Below are 18465 nucleotides of genomic sequence, written 5' to 3' on the forward strand. Positions count from 1 at the left end.
AGGTGGTCTGCCTTTATTTTGGCGGCCACCACTCGCGCCGGGACGTCGAGGCTTTGCTTTCCAGTAGCTTCAGCCGCGCTTTTGCAGGCTCACCACGGCATGGATCGGCAACTCCGCATAGATATGCGGGAACAGCTCACCGCCGCGCGCTTCTTCCCAGCGGATCGCGTCGCCGAGGAGGATCAGGTCCACCTCGGCGATCATCAGACCGGTCTGGCCCGCAAAATATTTCGCGATCGTCGCTTCGAGCTGTTCGCCGGTCGACAGGTGGATATAGCCGTCGGCGATATCCACCGGTGCCCCGCGAAACACGCGCTCACGCTCAAAATCGGCCCATTGCTGTGCCGTCAGCACTTTAAAGGCCGTCGAGGCGGTCATTCGGCAGCGCCGTCGGTTGCGGCTTCGGTTCCCGTATCCGTCTCGATGCCCTCGGTTTCGACGGCTTCGGCCTCTTCCTCGTCGCTTTCCTCGATCAGCGCAGCCGACACGACATGCTCGTCCTTGGCGACATCGAACAGGCGTACGCCCGCCGAACCGCGGCCGATGACGCGCATCGAATCGAGCCCCATCCGGATCAGCTTCGCCTGATCGGTCACCAGCATCAGCTGGTGCACCTTGGTGGCGGGGAAGCTGGCGACGACAAGACCGTTGCGGGCGATATTGTCGATGTTGGTGATCCCCTGGCCGCCGCGGCCCGTACGACGATATTCATAGGCCGACGACAGCTTGCCATAGCCATTGGCGCAGACCGTCAGGATGAATTCTTCGCGTGCGGCCAACTCTTCCATGCGATCGGCAGGAAGCGTCGGTTCGTTTTCATTATCTTTCCACGGCGCAGCGCGCAGATAGGCTTCGCGCTCGTCGCCGGTCGTCCCGACCTTGTGCAGGATCGAGAGCGAGATGACCTCGTCGCCTTCGGCAAGGCGCATGCCGCGCACACCGGTCGAGTTGCGGCTCTGGAATTCGCGGACATCGTCGCCGGCAAAGCGGATCGCCTTGCCCTGACGCGTTGCAAGCAGGACATCGTCGCTTTCGTCGAGCAAGGCGACGCCGATCAGCCGGTCGTCCTCATCCTCGCCCTCGAACTTCATGGCGATCTTGCCGTTCGACGGCACATTGGTGAACGCATCCATGCTGTTACGACGCACGCTGCCCTTGGCAGTTGCAAACATGACGTGCAGCTTGCCCCATTCGGTCTCGTCTTCGGGCAGCGGCAGCACGGTCGAGATCGTCTCGTCCTTGCCCAGCGGCAGCAGGTTGATCATCGGCCGCCCGCGGGTTGCCGGTCCGCCCTCGGGCAGGCGCCAGACCTTCATGCGGTACACTTTGCCCAAGGTCGAGAAGAAGAGAACCGGCGTGTGCGTCGAGGTGACGAACAATTCGGTGACGACATCCTCGTCCTTCGTCGCCATGCCGGCGCGACCCTTGCCGCCGCGGCGCTGTGCGCGGAAGGTGTCAAGCGGGGTGCGCTTGATATAGCCGTCGAGGGTCACGGTGACGACCATCTCCTCGCGCTCGATCAGATCCTCGTCGTCGATCCCGTCGGCGGCGGGGGCAAGAAGCGTACGGCGCGGCTTTGCAAACTCGTCGCGTACCGCAACCAGTTCTTCGCGCATGACCGTATAAAGTTTTTCGCGATCGGCGAGGATGCTCAAAAGCTCCTCAATCTCGTCCGCCAATTCTTTGAGTTCTTTGGCGATATCGTCGCGGCCTAGCGCCGTGAGGCGGTGCAGGCGGAGGTCGAGGATCGCCTTGACCTGTACTTCGGAGAGCCGATAGCTCGAACTGTCGTCCATCTCGCCGTCGATGGCTTCGACAAGGCGGATATAGGGCGCGATGTCGCCGATCGGCCAGTCACGGGTCAGCAAAGCATCGCGTGCCGCCGCGGGGCTGGACGAGCCGCGAATGATGCGGACGACTTCATCGAGATTGCTGACCGCGACGACGAGGCCGAGCAAGATATGCGCCCGGTCGCGCGCCTTGCCGAGCTCGAATTTGCAGCGGCGGGTAATGACCTCTTCGCGGAAGGCGATGAACGCCTCGAGGATCGTCTTCAGCCCCATCATTTCGGGGCGCCCGCCGCGGATTGCGAGCATGTTGGCGGGGAAGCTCGACTGGGCGGGGGTGTGCCGCCACAACTGGTTGAGCACCACTTCGGCGGTCGCGTCGCGCTTCAATTCGATCACGACGCGGACGCCTTCGCGGTTCGATTCGTCGCGGATATCGGCGACGCCTTCGATCCGCTTGTCGCGTGCAGCTTCGGCGATCTTTTCGACCAAGCCCGACTTGCCGACCTGGAACGGGATCGCGGTGAGCACGATCGACTGGCGATCGTTGCGGCCTTCCTCGATGACATAGGTCGACCGCATCATGATCGAACCACGGCCCGTGGCATAAGCGAGGCGCGCGCCACCCTGGCCCAGCATCATCGCGCCGGTCGGGAAATCGGGGCCCGGAATGATCGCCATCAGGTCGTCGAGGGTGATTTCGGGATTGTCGATCGTCGCCAGCGTCGCGTTGATCACTTCGCCGAGGTTATGCGGCGGAATGTTGGTCGCCATGCCGACCGCGATGCCGCCCGCACCATTGACGAGCAGATTGGGATAGCGTGCCGGAAGGACGGTCGGTTCGGATTCCGAGCCGTCATAGTTGGGCTGGAAATCGACGGTATCCTTGTCGAGATCGCCGAGCAGCGTGTTCGCGACCTTGGCGAGGCGCGATTCGGTGTAACGCATGGCCGCCGGCGGATCGGGGTCCATCGACCCGAAATTGCCCTGGCCATCGACGAGCGGGACGCTCATCGACCAGTCCTGCGTCATGCGGGCGAGCGCGTCGTAAATCGAGCTGTCGCCGTGCGGGTGATATTTACCCATCACGTCGCCGACGATACGCGCCGACTTGCGATACGGCCGGCCCGCGACATAGCCGCTTTCGAAGGCCGAATAGAGAATGCGGCGGTGCACCGGTTTCAAGCCATCGCGCACGTCGGGCAGCGCGCGGCTGACGATGACGCTCATCGCGTAATCGAGGTACGACGTCTTCATTTCGTCGACGATGTTGATCGGCGAAACGCCGTCTTCGGACGGCGGCATAGGCGTATTTTCTTCGGTCAAGACCCGGCCTTTTTTCTGCTTTTCGGGAGGTAAATTTTACCTAGCCGATGGATGCCGCAAAGGCCAGCGGTTCGGTCACTTTTCCGGCATTTTTTTGACCCCGAAAAAGGCATGGAAAGCGCGGTAAATCGGGGTGAAGGCGTGACGTCATCCCAGCGCATGGCGGGGCTTGCCAATCGCTTCGTCGGCCCTAAAGCTGCGCGTCGATGACCGCTGCTGTAAAACCCCGGCGCCGATGGCCCTGATCGCACTGGTTGGCGCCAGCGAAACGCTGCCCGAAGGGTCGCTTCGCGCACTCGTCACCGTGGCAGGCGAGACGCTGATCGAGCGGCAGGCGGCGCGCCTGTCCGACGTCGGCGTGACGCACATCGCCGTCGCGGTCGGCGCGGTGCCTGCAGAGCTCCTCGCAACCTGCGATCGTATCCGCCGCCGGGGGGTGAAGGTGACCCCGGTGCGCGCCGCTACCGACCTGATGGCGCTGGTACAGGGCGATGACCGCATCATCCTCGTTGCCGACGGGCTGCGCGCCGGCGGCACCCATTATGCCGCGATTGCCAGACCCGGATCGCCTGCGATCCTCGTCACGGGGGACACGCCGCTGACGCAGGCGTTCGAGCGCATCGACGCGACCCGCCGGTGGGGCGGCCTTGCCTGCATTTCCGACACGATGGTTGCCGAACTCGCCGCAATGCCGGGCGAATGGGACATGATGCTCACCCTGCTGCGGCTCGCGATACAATCGGGCGCACGCCGGCTCTATTGCGAGCCGGCGCTGTTCGAGCAGGGCGAAATCGCGATCGTTTCCGATCGCCCCATGGCTGCGCTGATCGAGCAATCTAGCCTCCAGCAAGTCGAATATGGCGGCATGGGGCTCGGCCGTTCTGCGATCATGATGCCGTTGATCCGGCTCGCCGGGCCGCTATTGGTCAAGTCGCCCGCGACGGCGCGCTATTTGCCCTATGTCACGGCGCTGCTCTGGATCATGGTCGCGCTGCTTGCGGCTAGCGGCCTCGCAGCGGCGGGGGCACTTGTCGCGATTTTCGGCGGGCTGGGCCTTGCAGCGATGCGCTTTCTGTCGGCCTTTCGCGCCGAAAGCGCCGCGCAGGACCGGACTCGCGATGTCATCCGGATCTTTGCGTGGGTGCTGCTCGCGATTTTTCCGTGGCTGCTTTCGCTTGCCGGACCGGGGCACAGGATGCCGCTGTTTTCGGAGGCGGCGCTCGCGCCTTGTCTCGCCGCGACGATTCTGCTCGCGCGTTCGCTCTACGAGGATTCAGGCGAGCGACGGCGATTCCACTGGTTGCTTCCCGATGCCGATCAGGCGTGGATGATGCTTGCGCCCGCGCTGCTGTTCGGAATTGCCCCGTTGATGTTTGCGATCCTGCCGCTGCTCGCCCTATTCCAGATATTGCTCTGGCTGCGGCTCGCCCGGCGTCCGGAAGCACGCTAAAACGGAGGTCTTGAAGGTTTAGCGCCTATTAACGTCATGCTGTTATTGGCGGATGCGCATGATTGAATCCCTTTCTTCCCCCGGTGCCGATCCGCCGTCGCCGACGCTGTCGGCGCGTCTGCGCGAGTTGGCGGACTATTTGGCCGCGCCCGCGGTGGGGCGGCTGACCGAGGAGCAGCGCGCGCTGTCGTTGGGCATTGCGCGGCGGCTGGTCGTCGACGTCGCGGCGCGGCTTGATCCGGCGATGGATCCCGATGCCTTGTGGAGCGAATGGTTGCGGGGCGGATTGCCGCGCGCCGCGCGCCTTGCAGGTATTTGTTTCGCGCGCGCCGAAGAACATCGCTGGCGCGAACAGTCCGCGCAGCGGACCAACTCTCCGCTCATCCTTGCTGAAGCCGACGCGGCGGGCACCGAAGCATCGACCGTCGGCGAACCGCTGTCAGATGTCGGGCGCGCCTATCTGGCGTTGCAGATTGCCGACCGTCGCCGTTTCGACATGCTCGGCAACCCCGGCCTCGCGATCGCCGACCTCGATAGCGACATATTCCGGGCGTTGCTGCTCGACATCGCCGCGTGGCGGCTGGCCGAGGTGAGCAGGGACCAGCACCGTGCCACCGAACTGGGTGAGGCCGTGCGAGTGGCGTCGGACCGACAGGCGGGTGAGCCCGGTATCGATCACGCCGGACGCGAGTATTTCAGGATATTGGGCACGGGACTGCCCGACGCGGCGGCGGCGGCGATTATGCGCCACGACTGGCCGACGCTGATCGCGCTCGGGGCGGCGGCGCATCGCCGGACCTATGACGATATGGCGATCTCCTTGCTGACCGCCGAAACGGCTGCCCTGCCTTCGCTGCTGGCACCGCTGCGGCTGGACCATGCCGCGCTGGCACCGCTCGAGGCGTCGCTGGTCATGTTGCCGGCACGCGCGGTCACCGATGCGAGTGGCGGCGATTACGCGGAATTTTCGGCAGCGGCGGAGCGGACGCGATGAGCGAACGTATCGTCCGGGGCCGCATCGACCGGTCGGGCGCGCTGGTCAGCGCCGATGCGCCGCTGCTGCGTCTGCAGCAACGCGCCGGTGCGGGGCTCGGCAAGCCGCTGGCGCTGCCGCACCTCGCGCGGCTCGTCGCGCTGGCGCAGCGTTTGCACCGCGACATCAGTCGTCCGCTCTATGCCGCCGACGATCATAGCGACATCCATGCGCTGGTCCGCATCACGCCCGACGCCGACGGCGCGAGTCTCGAGATCAGCGACTGGCGGACGCGCCCGCTTGCGCAGCCGCAGATCCCTGCGATCGCCGACAGCGCGGCCGTGCCGCAAAGCTGGACGTGGGAATGCGACCAGCAACTCCGCATGGTCGCGCTCCGCGCCGCAGCCGACGCGCCCGCGATACCCGAGGGGTGGGAAGGTCGGTCGCTTTCGGAACTATTCGAACTACAGCCCGACGAAGACGGACGTTTTCCTGTTCTGCGCGCGCTGGCGCGGCAGTCGCGCTTCGATGGCCAGCGCGTTCAAGCCGCGGGTTCGGCGATGGCCTTGTCCGGCGAAGCCCTGTTCGACGCCACCGGGCGCTTCACCGGATTCAGGGGGCTGGCAACCCCTGCCGAAACGCGCCCTTCGGCCGAACCCGCGGCGGGCGGGGCGTTGGTCGACCCAGTTTTCGGATCGCTACCGCTGTCGGATCCGCAGTTCGGACGGCGGATCGACGGTGCGCTCCGCGGACCGCTCAGCCGCATTATCGCGACGGCAGAGACGATCTCGGGGCAGTTCGACGGGCCGATCCGCGCGGATTATGCGCGCTATGCGGGCGACATCGCGCACGCCGGGCGACATTTGCTCGGTCTGGTCGATGATCTCGCCGACCTGCAGAACATCGAGCGCCCCGGGTTCAAGGCAGCGCGCGACGAAATCGACCTTGGTGACCTGGCGCGCCGCGCGGTGGGACTGCTGGGTATGAAGGCGGAGGAAAAGGGCATTCGCATCGACGCCCCGCGCACCGATGACAAGGCGCCGGCAACCGGCGAATTCCGGCGTGTTTTGCAGGTGCTGCTCAACTTGCTGGGCAATGCGATCCGCTATTCCCCGGACAATTCGCAAATCTGGATTCGCGTCGACCGCGAAGGCGACCGCGCCATGGTGACGGTGGCCGATCAGGGACAGGGGATCGATGCGGAGCAACAAGCCGTGGTGTTCGAGAAGTTCGAGCGGCTGGGCCGCACCGACAGTGGCGGTTCGGGCCTTGGCCTCTATATCGCGCGGCGCCTGGCGCGTGCGATGGACGGCGACCTGACCGTCGATAGCGCGCCGGGGCAGGGGGCGCGGTTTACGCTGAGCCTGCCCGCACGCGAGGTTTGAATCGAAACGGCGGCGTGGTTGCCCATGCCGCCGTCCGAAAATCTACGGTATCCGGAGCTTAGCGCTTGTCGACCGGAACGAACGGACGATGCGTCGGGCCGGTGTAGAGCTGGCGCGGACGGCCGATCTTCTGCGCGGGGTCCGAGATCATTTCGTTCCACTGCGCAACCCAGCCGACGGTGCGGGCGAGCGCGAAGAGCGCGGTGAACATCGTCGTCGGGAAACCGATCGCCGACAGGATAACGCCCGAATAGAAATCGACGTTCGGGAACAGTTTCTTCTCGACGAAATAGGGATCGTTGAGCGCCATTTCCTCGAGCTGCAGCGCGACCTCGAACACCGGGTCGTTGACCTTGAGCGCTTCGAAGACTTCGCGGACGGTCTTCTGCATCACCGTCGCGCGCGGATCGTAGTTTTTATAGACGCGGTGACCGAAGCCCATCAGGCGGAACGGATCGTCCTTGTCCTTGGCGCGCGCGATATATTCGGGGATGCGTTCCGGACGGCCGATTTCGCGCAGCATGTTGAGCGCGGCTTCGTTCGCGCCGCCATGCGCCGGTCCCCACAGGCAGGCGATGCCCGCCGCGATGCACGCAAACGGATTGGCGCCCGACGAGCCGGCAAGGCGAACGGTCGAAGTCGACGCATTCTGCTCGTGATCGGCATGGAGGATGAAGATGCGATCGAGTGCACGCTCGACGACCGGGTTCACCTCATAGGGCTCCGCGGGTACGCCAAAGGTCATGCGCAGGAAATTGCCGGTGTAGCTCAGCGAATTGTCGGGATAGACGAACGGCTGGCCGACCGAATATTTGTACGCCATCGCGGCAATCGTCGGCATTTTCGCAATCAGGCGGTGGCTGGCGATCATCCGCTGGTGCGGATCGTGAATCTCGGTCGAGTCGTGATAGAAGGCGCTGAGGGCGCCAACGACACCGCACATGACGGCCATCGGATGCGCGTCGCGGCGGAAACCGCGATAGAAGGTCGCGAGCTGTTCGTGCAGCATCGTGTGGCGCGTGATCGTCGTGTCGAAATCGGCCAGTTCCTGCGCATTCGGCAACTCGCCGTTGAGCAGCAGGTAGCAGGTTTCCATGAAGCTCGAATGTTCGGCAAGATCGCCGATCGCATAGCCGCGGTGGAGCAGGACGCCTTCGTCACCGTCGATGTACGTGATTTGCGACTCGCAGCTCGCGGTCGAGGTGAAGCCGGGATCGTAAGTGAAGGCGCCCGTCTGGGCGTAGAATTTGCGGATATCGACGACGTCGGGGCCGACGGTGCCCGACAGGACAGGGCTGTCGACGGTCTTGTCGCCCAGCGTGATTTTCGCGGTGTCGGTCATATATTTTTCCCTGTTCTGACGGCGGGGAGAGTGAGTGGCTACGCCCCTGCCGGAAAATGTTGCGCTGCGTCAAGTCGCGCCAGACTGACATCCCGTCCGAGCAACAGCAGCACGTCGAAAATCCCCGGGGAAATGGTCCGGCCGGTTAATGCCGCGCGCAAAGGTTGTGCCAGCTTGCCAAGCCCCAGTTCGGCGGCTTCGGCTTCGGCGCGCACGGCGGCGTCCAGCTCTTCTATCGTCCAGTCGTTCAGCCCGCGAAGCCGCTGAGTCACGGCGGCAAGCAGGCCTTCGGGCGAAGCCTTTAGCACCTCGGCCGCCTTTTCGTCCACCGGCAACGGGTCGGGCTGGAACAGGAAAGTTGCCCCATCGGCGATCTCGTCGAGCGTTTTGGCGCGCGGTTTGAGCGATTCCATCGCGCGCGTCAAAAGCGCGCGGTCGGCGTCGTTTAGCGTACGACCGACGAGTTTTTCGACGCGCGGGGCGACAAGACCGGCGAGGCGGCTATCGTCGGCCTCGCGGAGATAGTGGCCGTTCAGATTCTCGAGCTTCTTGAAGTCGAAGCGCGACGGCGAGCGGCCCACATGCGCGAGGTCGAACCATTCGGTGGCCTGCGCGCGGCTGATGATCTCGTCGTCGCCATGCCCCCAACCGAGGCGGAGGAGGTAATTGTTCACCGCTTCGGGCAGGTAACCCATCTCGTCGCGATAGGCGTCGACGCCGAGCGCGCCGTGGCGTTTCGACAGCTTTGCGCCGTCGGCACCATGGATCAGCGGGACATGGGCATAAACGGGCCGGCGCCAGTTCATCGAGTTGATCAGCGCGAGCTGGCGGAAGGCGTTGTTGAGATGGTCGTCGCCGCGGATGACGTGCGTTACGCCCATGTCATTGTCGTCGACGACCACGCTGAGCATATAGGTCGGCGTGCCGTCGCTGCGCAGCAGGACGAAATCGTCGAGTTCGGCGTTCTGGACGGTGACCTCGCCCTGGACCTTGTCGGTGATCGTCACGGCGCCGTCCTGCGGTGCGCGGAGGCGAATGACGTGGGGCACCGACGGATCGCCGTCGTTCCGATCGCGCCACGGGCTGCGGACGCGGAAGGGGAGGCGCTTTTCCTGCGCCTCGGCGCGCATCGCGGCGAGTTCGTCCTGCGTCAGATAGCAGCGATAAGCTTCTCCCTTGGCGAGCAACTCCGCGGCGACGTCCGCATGACGCGGCGCGCGGGCGAACTGGAACACCGTCTCGCCGTCCCAGTCGAGGTCGAGCCAGCGCATTCCGTCGATTATCGCGTCGATCGCGGCGTCGGTCGAACGGGCGCGGTCGGTGTCCTCGATGCGAAGCAGAAACTGGCCGCCATGGTGCCGCGCGAACAGCCAGTTGAACAGCGCTGTCCGGGCACCGCCGATGTGCAGGAAACCAGTCGGGGAGGGCGCAAAACGCGTCACCACGGCAGCGCCGGTCGCTTCGGTCGAATCGGTCTGATTTTCGGTTGCCACCAAGGCCTCTTTCACTCAATTTGCCGTCCCCAGCGGGAGTGGGCGGGACGGGGATCGGGGAGCCCCTAGCATGGCGACAAGGCAGCTTCAAACGCCCATTGCCGCGCGCTGGGCAAGTTTCCGGCACCGGATTGCCGATGCGATCGAGGCGCGACTTGAGGCCGAGCGCGAACGGATCGGCCTGTGGCTGCCTGTCGCGCTCGGTGCGGGAATCGGCGCGTGGTTCGCACTTCCTGCGGCAGCGCACTGGATCGGGTTGCTTTTGTCGCTCGCGGCGGGTTCGCTTGTAGGCTTTTTGATTGGCTGGCAAAGTCGGCTCGGGCGTGCCGTCGCCATCGGATGCGCGGTGATGGCCTTGGGGGTCGTGTTGATCTGGGGCCGCGCGCTCTGGGTCGCGGCGCCGGTGCTCGCTGCACCGGTGACGACCGAATTTTCCGCGATCGTCGAGCGGGTCGAGTCCTTGCCGGCCAAAGGGCAGGTCCGCATTCTTGCGCTGCCCCGGCATCGTGCCGATCTGCCGCCGCGCGTGCGACTGACCCTGCGCAGCGAACAGGCGGGGGATTTGACCGATGGCGAGGCAATCAGCGTCCGCGCCAGGTTGATGCCGCCCCCCACCGCGAGCCTCCCCGGCGGTTATGACTTCGCGCAGCGCGCGTGGTTCGACGGAATCGGCGCGGTGGGCACGGTGCTTGGCGACGTCTCGCGTGCGCCCGGCAGAGGGGGGACGGCTCCACCGCTTCGGTCACGGCTGAGCACATATATCCATGGGCAGATCGATGGATCGGCGGGCAGCATCGCGGCGGCGCTCGTGACCGGCGACCGGGGCGCGATCAGCGAGGAGGACGACGAGGCGATGCGCCGGAGCGGGCTCGCGCATCTCCTGTCGATCAGCGGCCTTCACGTGACCGCTGTGGTGGGTTTTGCGATGGTCCTGACGCTGCGGCTGTTCGCGCTGAGCCGTCGGCTCGCGCTGGCGGGCTATGTCCTGCCGCTCGCCGCCGCCGCCGGGGCGATCGCTGGCGGCGGATATACGTTGCTGGCGGGGGCCGAGGTGCCGACGCTGCGTTCGTTCATCGCCGCTTTGCTGGTCCTCGTCGCCTTTTTGATGGGGCGCGAAGCGCTGACATTGCGGCTGGTCGCGGCGGGCGCGCTGATCGTATTGATCTGGCGCCCGGAATCGCTGGCGGGGCCGAGCTTTCAGCTAAGCTTTGCCGCGGTGACCGCCATCATCGCCCTGCATGAAAGTCGCCCCATGCGAAGGTTTCTTGCCCGGCGCGAGGAAGGCTGGCTGGTCCGCGCGGGGCGTGGCGTCACGGGGCTTCTGGTCACCGGCCTTGCAGTGGAAGTCGCGTTGGCGCCGATTGCGCTGTTCCATTTTCACAAGGCGGGGCTTTATGGCGCGCTCGCCAATGTCGTGGCCATCCCGCTGACGACCTTCGTCATCATGCCCGCGGAGGCGCTGGCCTTGCTGTTCGACAGCGTCGGACTTGGCGCGCCCTTCTGGTGGGTGGCCGAACAGGCGCTGCGTGCGTTGATCGGACTGGCGCATAGCGTCGCGAACGCGCCGGGCGCTGTTGCCATGTTGCCGACGTTTCCGCGCTGGGGCTTCGCGTTGGCAGTGTCCGGCGGTCTCTGGCTGCTGTTGTGGACGACCCGTTGGCGCCGCGCCGGGGCTGTTCCGCTGATCATGGGCATGGCGGCGTTGCTGGTTCAGCCGCGCCCCGACCTGCTCGTTACCGGCGACGGCCGCCATATCGCAGCCGCGCTTCCCGATGGCAGCTATGCGCTGCTTCGCGACAAGGCAGGCGACTATATCCGCGATACGATGGGGGAGGCCGCGGGGATCGATACCCCGCTCGCCGCGCTGACCGACCTCGATCATGTCGAATGCAATCGCGATTTCTGCCGCTGGAGCCAGGGCGAAGGCGCCGCGCGGCGTATCATCCTCGCGTCGCGCGGGCGCGACCGGATCGAAGGCGCGGAGATGGCGGCGGCCTGTGCCGCCGCCGATGTCGTGATCAGCGACCGCTGGTTACCGCGCGAATGCATCGGACGCTGGATGACCATCGACCGCGACAGCCTCGCCGAAACCGGCGGGCTTGCGCTCTATTTCGGCAAAAAGCCCGAAGCCGTCGCCACGCTTCGCGCGGGCGACGGCCATCCGTGGCGTTTGCCGCAGCAACTCAGTGGTAACGACGAAGCAGTCCCGACAGGCGCCCTTGCACGATGACGCGCTCGGCGGGGTAGCGCTGCGGTTCATAGGCGCTGTTCGCCGGGTCGAGCCGGATCATCTGGCCTTCGCGGCGGAAATATTTGAGCGTTGCGTCCTGCCCGTCGACGAGCGCGACGACGATATCGCCCTCGCGCGCGGTGCTCGCTTTTTGGATCAGCGCATAATCGCCGTCGAAAATGCCCGCCTCGACCATCGAGTCGCCCGACACTTCGAGCGCATAATGCTCGCCCGAGCCGAGCAATGCCGCGGGAACCGCGAGATTATTATGCTCTTCGAACGCCTCGATCGGGACGCCCGCAGCGATCTTGCCGTGCAGCGGCACCTCGACGATGTCGTTGGCGGCGATGGGCCGGAGCGCCGGGGCCGGTTTGCGCAGCGGGACAATATTGTCGCGATCGTTATTGTCGCGATCGTTGCGCACCGCGGGCTTCGCGGCGTCGGGCACCTTCAAAACTTCCAGCGCGCGGGCCCGATTGGGCAGGCGGCGCAGAAAACCTCTTTCTTCCAAGGCACTTATCAGCCGGTGTATACCCGACTTCGATTTCAGACCCAGTGCCTCCTTCATCTCCTCGAACGACGGCGAAATGCCGCTCGCATCGAGCTTTTGCTGGATGAAGTGGAGCAGTTCATGCTGCTTTGCGGTCAACATCGATCATTCTCCATGGATGCCATTGCCGGACATAGGGAGAACGATAGTGGAACAAAGCGGAACTTGTCAAGCGACGACGATATAGTCCGCCATCTCGCCCGCGCTGCGCGGCGGTGCGTCGATGTCGCGGATCAGCAAGGCGTTGGCCGACGCGAGCGGCAGGGTCCGCCCGCTCTCCTGCCCGAAAAAGGGTATCAAACGCCCGTTTTCCAGGCGCGCACGCAGATAATCGCGGCGGGTTCCGCCCGCCGGCAGCGGTTCGGCGAGCGGCGCGCGGTGAACCGCGGGCAGCGGATCGCGCGCACCGGCGAGGTGGCGGACGAGCGGCAAAAGGAACATCGTGGCGGTGACAAAGGCCGACGAAGGATTGCCGGGCAGGCCGACCAATATGGCATCGCCGATCGTTCCGGCGATCAGCGGTTTGCCGGGGCGCATTGCGATTCGCCAGAAATCGATGCGTCCGCCGGCATCTTCGAGCGCGCCGCGGACATGGTCGTGATCGCCCACCGACGCCCCGCCGACGGTTACGATGACGTCGTGACGTCGCGCCAGATCCTTGAGAATCTTGGAAAGTATATCCCTGTCGTCGCGAATATGGTGGGGCAGGATCGCCTCGGCGACGTCGCCCTGAAGCATTGCGGCGAGCATCGCGCCATTGCTGTCGGGAATCTGTCCGGGCGCAAGCGGACGGCCCGGCTGGACGAGCTCGTCGCCGGTGGTCAGGATCGCAACGCGCGGCCGCCTGCCAACGGCGAGCTGCCCCGCACCGCTCATTGCCGCTGCGGCGATGGCGCCCGGTGTGAGGCGTGTCCCCGCGGGCAGGAGCGTTGCACCGGCGGCAAAATCGGCGGCGCGCAGCCGGATATGGCGGCCCGAGATCCCGGGGCCATCGCCGGTTAACCGCAATTGCCGGTCCACGAGCGTCACATCTTCCTGGACAATGACGGTGTCGGCCCCATCCGGCAGCATCGCGCCGGTAAAGATACGCATGGCTTCGCCCGGCTGCACCGTCCGGTCGGGCGCGGCGCCGGCCGCGATTTCGCCCGTGACGGTCCATGGGCCGGGCAGGTCGGCAAAGCGGATCGCATAGCCGTCCATCGCCGACAGAGGCGCGGCAGGCTGGTCGCGCTGCGCGACGACATCGACTGAAAGATAGCGCCCAAGCGACTCGGAAAGACCGATATTTTCGCTCGCGAGGGGCTCGCGCAGCCGGAGAAGCCGTGCCTGCGCTTCTTCAACCGGGAGCAGGCCGGTCATTCGGCGCGCCAGTCGCCCGAGCGCCCGCCGCTCTTTTCGAGCAGGCGGATATCGCCAAGCACCATCGCACGGTCGAGGGCCTTCGCCATGTCATAGAGCGTAAGGAGTGCGACCGATGCCGCGGTCAGCGCTTCCATTTCGACCCCGGTCGGGCCCGTGGTCGCGGCGGTTGCGGTGACGGCGATGCCGCTTTCTTCCCATGCGAAATCGACCCCGACCTTGGTCAAGGCGAGCGGATGACACAGGGGGATCAGCTCGGCGGTCCGTTTCGCCGCCATGATCCCGGCGATTCGCGCGGTCGAAAGGACATCGCCCTTTGGCGCATTGCCGCTGCGGACCGCTTCGAGGGCTTGCGCTGACATGGTGATACGTCCGCCCGCGACCGCGCGCCGCTGCGTGGCAGGCTTGGCGCCGACATCGACCATCGACGCAGCCCCGGTCTCGTCGAGATGCGTCGGCCGCGTCACGCCGCTGCGCCGGTCAGCAGGCGGCGCGTTGCCGCCGTGACGTCGTCCTGACGCATCAGGCTTTCGCCGACGAGGAAGGTGCGGACGCCGCTTTCCGCGAGTCTTTCGCAGTCGGCGTGGCTCGCGATGCCGCTTTCGCCGACGAGCAGCGTTCCGGGCGGGACGCGCTTTGCGAGGCGTTCGGTGACGGCGAGATCGGTCTCGAACGTGCGCAAATCGCGGTTGTTCACGCCGATCAGGCGCGATTGAAGCCGGGCGAGCGCGCGGTCGAGCTCGGCCTCGTCATGGACTTCGACGAGGACATCCATGCCGCGTTCGATCGCGGCGGCCTCGATCTCGCGCATCGGGCCGTCGTCGAGGGCCGCGACAATGATCAGGATCGCATCGGCACCGATCGAGCGGGCTTCGGCGACCTGCCACGGATCGACCATGAAATCCTTGCGGAGTGCGGGCAGGGCACAGGCCGCCCGTGCGGCGATCAGATAATCTTCATGGCCCTGAAAATAGGGCGCGTCGGTAAGCACCGACAGGCAGGCCGCGCCGCCCGCCGCATAAGCCCGCGCATGGTTCGCCGGATCGAAATCGGGTCTTATCAACCCCTTGGATGGCGAAGCTTTCTTTACCTCGGCGATCAGCGCAAAGCCGCCGGCATCGATCTTCGCCTGTAAGGCCGCAGCGAATCCGCGCACCGGGCCCGCGTCGACGGCGTCGAGTTCGCCGAGCGAGCGCCGCGCGCGCCGTTCGGCGACTTCATCGGCCTTGGTGGCGAGGATTTGGGTGAGCTTGTTCATTTATAGGCGATCCAGCAATTGAGCAGCGCGTTGGCGAGGCCCTTGTCGATGGTCTCGGCGGCCTCTTCGACGCCGTCGACCAGATTGTCGACAGAGCCGGCGACGATGAGCGCCTCGGCGGCATTGTAGAGCACGGCGTCGCGATAGGCACCCGCTTCGCCCTGAAGCAGGGCGCGCAGGGCACGGGCGTTATATGCCGCGTCGCCGCCGCGGATATCCGCGATGGGGCGCGTCGGCAGCCCGGCATCGGCGGCGGTACTGCGTTGCATCCGCACGCCCTCGGGGGTGATGACGGCGACCTCGTTGCCGCCCGCGAGCGATAGCTCGTCGATGCCCTCGTCGCCCGAAATCACGCGCGAATGCTCGGTTCCGAGCCGGTGGAGCGCTTCGGCATAGACGGGGACATAAGCGGGCCGGGCGATGCCAATGAGCTGGCGCGTGACGCGCGCCGGATTGGCAAGGGGGCCCATCAGGTTAAAGATCGTTCGTCGCCCGAGCGCCTTGCGGATCGGCATGATGCGCTTCATCGCCGGATGGTGGTGCGCCGCGAAGAGGAAGCAGATACCGAGGTCGGCGAGCTGGGCCTCGGCCAGGCGCGAAGCACGATCCATGTCGAGCCCGAGCACCTCGAGCGTATCGGCGGCACCCGATTTCGAAGAAGCTGCACGATTTCCGTGCTTTGCTACCGGAACTTCACAGGCGGCGACGACGATGGCCACCGCGGTCGAGACGTTGAGCGTGTGATGGCCGTCGCCCCCCGTGCCGCAGACGTCGATCGCGCCCGCGGGGGCGTCGATGGGAATCAGCCGGTCGCGCATCGCCTGCGCTGCGGCGGCGATTTCGACCATCGTCTCGCCGCGATCGGACAGCGCACTCAGGAATTCGGCGATATGTTCATCGCTCGCGCCGCCGTCGAGCATCGTCGCAAAGGCCGCGGCGGCCTCGTCATCGTCGAGCAGCTCCGACGGGTCGGGAAAGGGGCCGAAACGGCTCATGAAGACTTCTTTCGGGATACACCCGCCTGTTCGAGCCGGGCGGTTATGGCATCGGCCGCGCGCCCGGCCGCCGCATCGTGCAAGGGAATGATGTGGAACAGCGCTTCGGACCGATAGATCAGCAGCATGCCGTCGGTGCGCAGCCATTGATGAAGATCGCCCCATGCGACATCGCCGGTGCTGTTGGCGTTGGCAATGTTGAGCCGGTTTTCGTCCCAGCGAAGCGTATAGGGTATACGAAGGTCCGCCTGCTGGGCGTAGATGCGCCGGGTAAAGCGCGGCATCCACCAGCGGCGCATGACGAGCTGGATCGCCAAAAGCAGAAATACCATCCAGAGCAGCAGCCCGCCCGCCAGTACGGCGGCATGACGTGCGTCCGCCGGGCTGTCCCAAAGCGCGAGACTCGCCCCCAAAAGCAGGACAAACAGCGCGCCAATGGCGACCTTGCTCTTGGGGAAAAGCGGATAGTGGGCGCGATAGGCGGTCAGTAGGTCCGCTTCGCTGACTTGAAGGTCGAACTGCCCGTTCACGCCGCTTTCCGCGCGCTGACCGGCAACCCCGCCAGGCTAAGGAAATTGGCGAGCATCGCGTGGCCATGCTCGGTCGCGATGCTTTCGGGATGGAATTGTACACCGTGGATCGGCAGTTCGGCGTGGCGGAATCCCATCACCGCGCCATCGTCGCTGGTGGCGTTGATGACGAGGCTGGCCGGAATATCGACGACCTCGAGGCTGTGATAGCGCGTGGCCTGAAACGGCGAGGGCAAACCGGCGTAGAGCCCGCTGCCATCGTGGCAAACGGGCGAGGTCTTGCCGTGCATCAGGTGGCCGCGCTGGACCGTGCCGCCGAAATGCTGGCCGATCGCCTGATGGCCGAGGCAAACGCCGAGCAGCGGCCGCTGCGCCTCTGCGCAGGCGGCGACGAGGTCGAGGCTGATTCCCGCTTCGTTGGGCGTGCAGGGGCCGGGCGAGATCAGGATCGCGTCGGCGCCGCTGGCGAGCGCGTCGGCGGCGGTCAGCGCATCGTTACGCTCGACGCGCACATCCGCCCCCAACTCGATCAGATAGTGAACGAGGTTGAAGGTGAAGCTGTCGTAATTGTCGATGACGAGGATCATGGGGGCGCTCTAACGATTTTGCGGTGGAGGGGGAAGGGATAGAAGCTTTTCGCGCACCAAACCCAACTTCGCATCCGGCCTCCGCCGGGATGGCGCCATATCGAGAGGCAGGCCTTTACTGCGCCATCAGCTTTGCCAGATCGGCCTTCCAGAATTTCGCCCAGGTATGCGTGCTATGGCCCTTGGTTTCAGGGCTTGCCGGGATCAGGATGAATTTCGCGGTCGGCATGCGCGCCGCCGCCTTTTCGGTGATCCCGTAAGCGGGCGGGTTGATGAAATCGTCGGCCGAATTGATCCACAGCACCGGCACCCTGATCTTTTCGAGATTCGGCCAGGGATTGTAGGTTCGCGAGCTATCGAGCTGATAAATCACGTCATTGGCATCATTGCGGCCGTAGGTGCGGGCGAAGGCTTCGTCCTTGTACTTCTCGGCCGCTTCGCGCGTCGGATATTGCGCCTGCAGCGCGTAGGGGTTGGCGCCCGCAATCATGCTGAGCGACGCTGCGGTGCGCAGTCCCGCCGCCGGCGGTTCCTGATAATCGCCGCCCTTCCAGAGCGGATCGGCCTTGATCGCGTCGATCGACAGCGTGCGCCACATGCGGTTTTCGCCCGCAATCTCCACCGGCAGGCACGCGAAGGGCGCGAGCTTTTCGGCGAATCCGGGATGCTTCTCGCCCCAGATAAACGCGTGCATGCACCCCATCGAGGTGCCGAGAATCAGCTTCAGCTTCTTCACGCCGAGCTTCTCGGTGAGCAGCCGGTACTGGGCATCGACCATGTCTGCATAGTCGTAGCGCGGGAATTTCATGCGCAGCCCGTCGCTGGGCTTCGACGAGCCGCCATGGCCGATATTGTCGGGCAGGATGATGTAATATCTGGCGGTGTCGAGCGGCTGACCGGGACCGAACAGCTCGTCGGCGAACTGCGGCTGGAAAAACTGCTTTCCGGTGCCGCCGGTGCCGTGAAGAATCATCACGGCGTTTATGACGTCGCCCTTGGCATCATATTGCGGGCTGCCGAGCGTGATGTAGCGGAGGGTGAGTTCGGGCAGTTTTTCGCCGCTTGCGAAGGTGAAGTCGGCCAAGACGGCATCGACCCCGGCGGCGCCGTCGACGCTGAAGCGATAGGGTTCTGCGTGGGCAGGGCTGACGCTGGCGAGCAGAAGGGCGAGCGGGGCGAGGAGGCGTTTGGGCATGGCGG

Annotated in this window: 16 protein-coding genes; 4 read left to right on the top strand and 12 right to left on the bottom strand. The window is 65.4% G+C overall.

Going from position 1 to position 18465, the window contains the following annotated elements; translation table 11 throughout:
- Positions 1-69: 69 nt before the first annotated feature.
- A complete protein-coding gene (locus tag AC07NV_RS21115) occupies positions 70-378 on the bottom strand; it encodes a DUF952 domain-containing protein (protein WP_495168352.1) in 309 nt (102 codons plus the stop codon).
- Positions 375-3092 carry a DNA gyrase subunit A gene (gene gyrA, locus AC07NV_RS21120; protein ID WP_495168511.1) on the bottom strand — a complete coding sequence of 906 codons (2718 nt, stop codon included), beginning with the start codon at positions 3090-3092 and terminating at the stop codon, positions 375-377. Before gyrA ends, AC07NV_RS21115 begins: the two co-directional genes overlap by 4 nt.
- Positions 3093-3348: 256 nt before the next feature.
- Here gyrA and AC07NV_RS21125 point away from each other — a divergent pair, with 256 nt between their 5' ends.
- The 3 genes from AC07NV_RS21125 to AC07NV_RS21135 are packed head-to-tail and all read left to right on the top strand — an operon-like array spanning position 3349 to position 6921.
- The gene (locus AC07NV_RS21125; RefSeq protein ID WP_495168353.1) at positions 3349-4563 is read left to right on the top strand and encodes a hypothetical protein; all 1215 of its coding nucleotides are present in this window, start codon (positions 3349-3351) and stop codon (positions 4561-4563) included.
- 58 nt (positions 4564-4621) lie between these two features.
- Complete coding sequence (locus AC07NV_RS21130) at positions 4622-5557, top strand: hypothetical protein (RefSeq protein ID WP_495168354.1); 936 nt, start codon at positions 4622-4624, stop codon at positions 5555-5557.
- Complete coding sequence (locus tag AC07NV_RS21135) at positions 5554-6921, top strand: sensor histidine kinase (RefSeq protein WP_495168355.1); 1368 nt, start codon at positions 5554-5556, stop codon at positions 6919-6921. Before AC07NV_RS21130 ends, AC07NV_RS21135 begins: the two co-directional genes overlap by 4 nt.
- Before the next feature lie 58 nt (positions 6922-6979).
- Here the strand turns inward: AC07NV_RS21135 and AC07NV_RS21140 are convergent, their stop codons facing one another.
- Positions 6980-8263, bottom strand: a complete 1284-nt coding sequence (locus AC07NV_RS21140; protein ID WP_495168356.1) for a citrate synthase — start codon at positions 8261-8263, stop codon at positions 6980-6982.
- Positions 8264-8301: 38 nt separating this feature from the next.
- Entirely contained in the window at positions 8302-9756 is a 1455-nt protein-coding gene (gene gltX / locus AC07NV_RS21145) for a glutamate--tRNA ligase (protein WP_495168357.1), read from the bottom strand.
- Between the two features lie 70 nt (positions 9757-9826).
- Here gltX and AC07NV_RS21150 point away from each other — a divergent pair, with 70 nt between their 5' ends.
- Entirely contained in the window at positions 9827-11986 is a 2160-nt protein-coding gene (locus AC07NV_RS21150) for a ComEC/Rec2 family competence protein (RefSeq protein ID WP_495168358.1), read from the top strand.
- Here the strand turns inward: AC07NV_RS21150 and lexA are convergent.
- The 8 genes from lexA to AC07NV_RS21190 form a co-directional block, all read right to left on the bottom strand.
- Positions 11940-12638 carry a transcriptional repressor LexA gene (lexA, locus tag AC07NV_RS21155; RefSeq protein ID WP_495168359.1) on the bottom strand — a complete coding sequence of 233 codons (699 nt, stop codon included), beginning with the start codon at positions 12636-12638 and terminating at the stop codon, positions 11940-11942. The genes AC07NV_RS21150 and lexA overlap by 47 nt on opposite strands.
- Before the next feature lie 66 nt (positions 12639-12704).
- The gene (locus AC07NV_RS21160; RefSeq protein WP_495168360.1) at positions 12705-13895 is read right to left on the bottom strand and encodes a molybdopterin molybdotransferase MoeA; all 1191 of its coding nucleotides are present in this window, start codon (positions 13893-13895) and stop codon (positions 12705-12707) included.
- Complete coding sequence (moaC, locus tag AC07NV_RS21165) at positions 13892-14362, bottom strand: cyclic pyranopterin monophosphate synthase MoaC (protein WP_495168361.1); 471 nt, start codon at positions 14360-14362, stop codon at positions 13892-13894. The genes AC07NV_RS21160 and moaC overlap by 4 nt, the downstream gene beginning before the upstream one ends.
- The gene (gene trpC / locus AC07NV_RS21170; protein WP_495168362.1) at positions 14359-15153 is read right to left on the bottom strand and encodes an indole-3-glycerol phosphate synthase TrpC; all 795 of its coding nucleotides are present in this window, start codon (positions 15151-15153) and stop codon (positions 14359-14361) included. Before trpC ends, moaC begins: the two co-directional genes overlap by 4 nt.
- Positions 15150-16148, bottom strand: coding sequence for an anthranilate phosphoribosyltransferase (gene trpD, locus AC07NV_RS21175; RefSeq protein WP_495168363.1), 999 nt, complete (start codon positions 16146-16148; stop codon positions 15150-15152). Before trpD ends, trpC begins: the two co-directional genes overlap by 4 nt.
- Complete coding sequence (locus tag AC07NV_RS21180; protein WP_495168364.1) at positions 16145-16678, bottom strand: YcxB family protein; 534 nt, start codon at positions 16676-16678, stop codon at positions 16145-16147. The genes trpD and AC07NV_RS21180 overlap by 4 nt, the downstream gene beginning before the upstream one ends.
- Complete coding sequence (locus tag AC07NV_RS21185; protein ID WP_495168365.1) at positions 16675-17265, bottom strand: anthranilate synthase component II; 591 nt, start codon at positions 17263-17265, stop codon at positions 16675-16677. Before AC07NV_RS21185 ends, AC07NV_RS21180 begins: the two co-directional genes overlap by 4 nt.
- A gap of 115 nt (positions 17266-17380) precedes the next feature.
- Complete coding sequence (locus AC07NV_RS21190; protein WP_495168366.1) at positions 17381-18460, bottom strand: alpha/beta fold hydrolase; 1080 nt, start codon at positions 18458-18460, stop codon at positions 17381-17383.
- Positions 18461-18465: the final 5 nt, after the last annotated feature.

It is taken from the genome of Sphingopyxis sp. GW821-FHT10B01, from assembly GCF_059415685.1.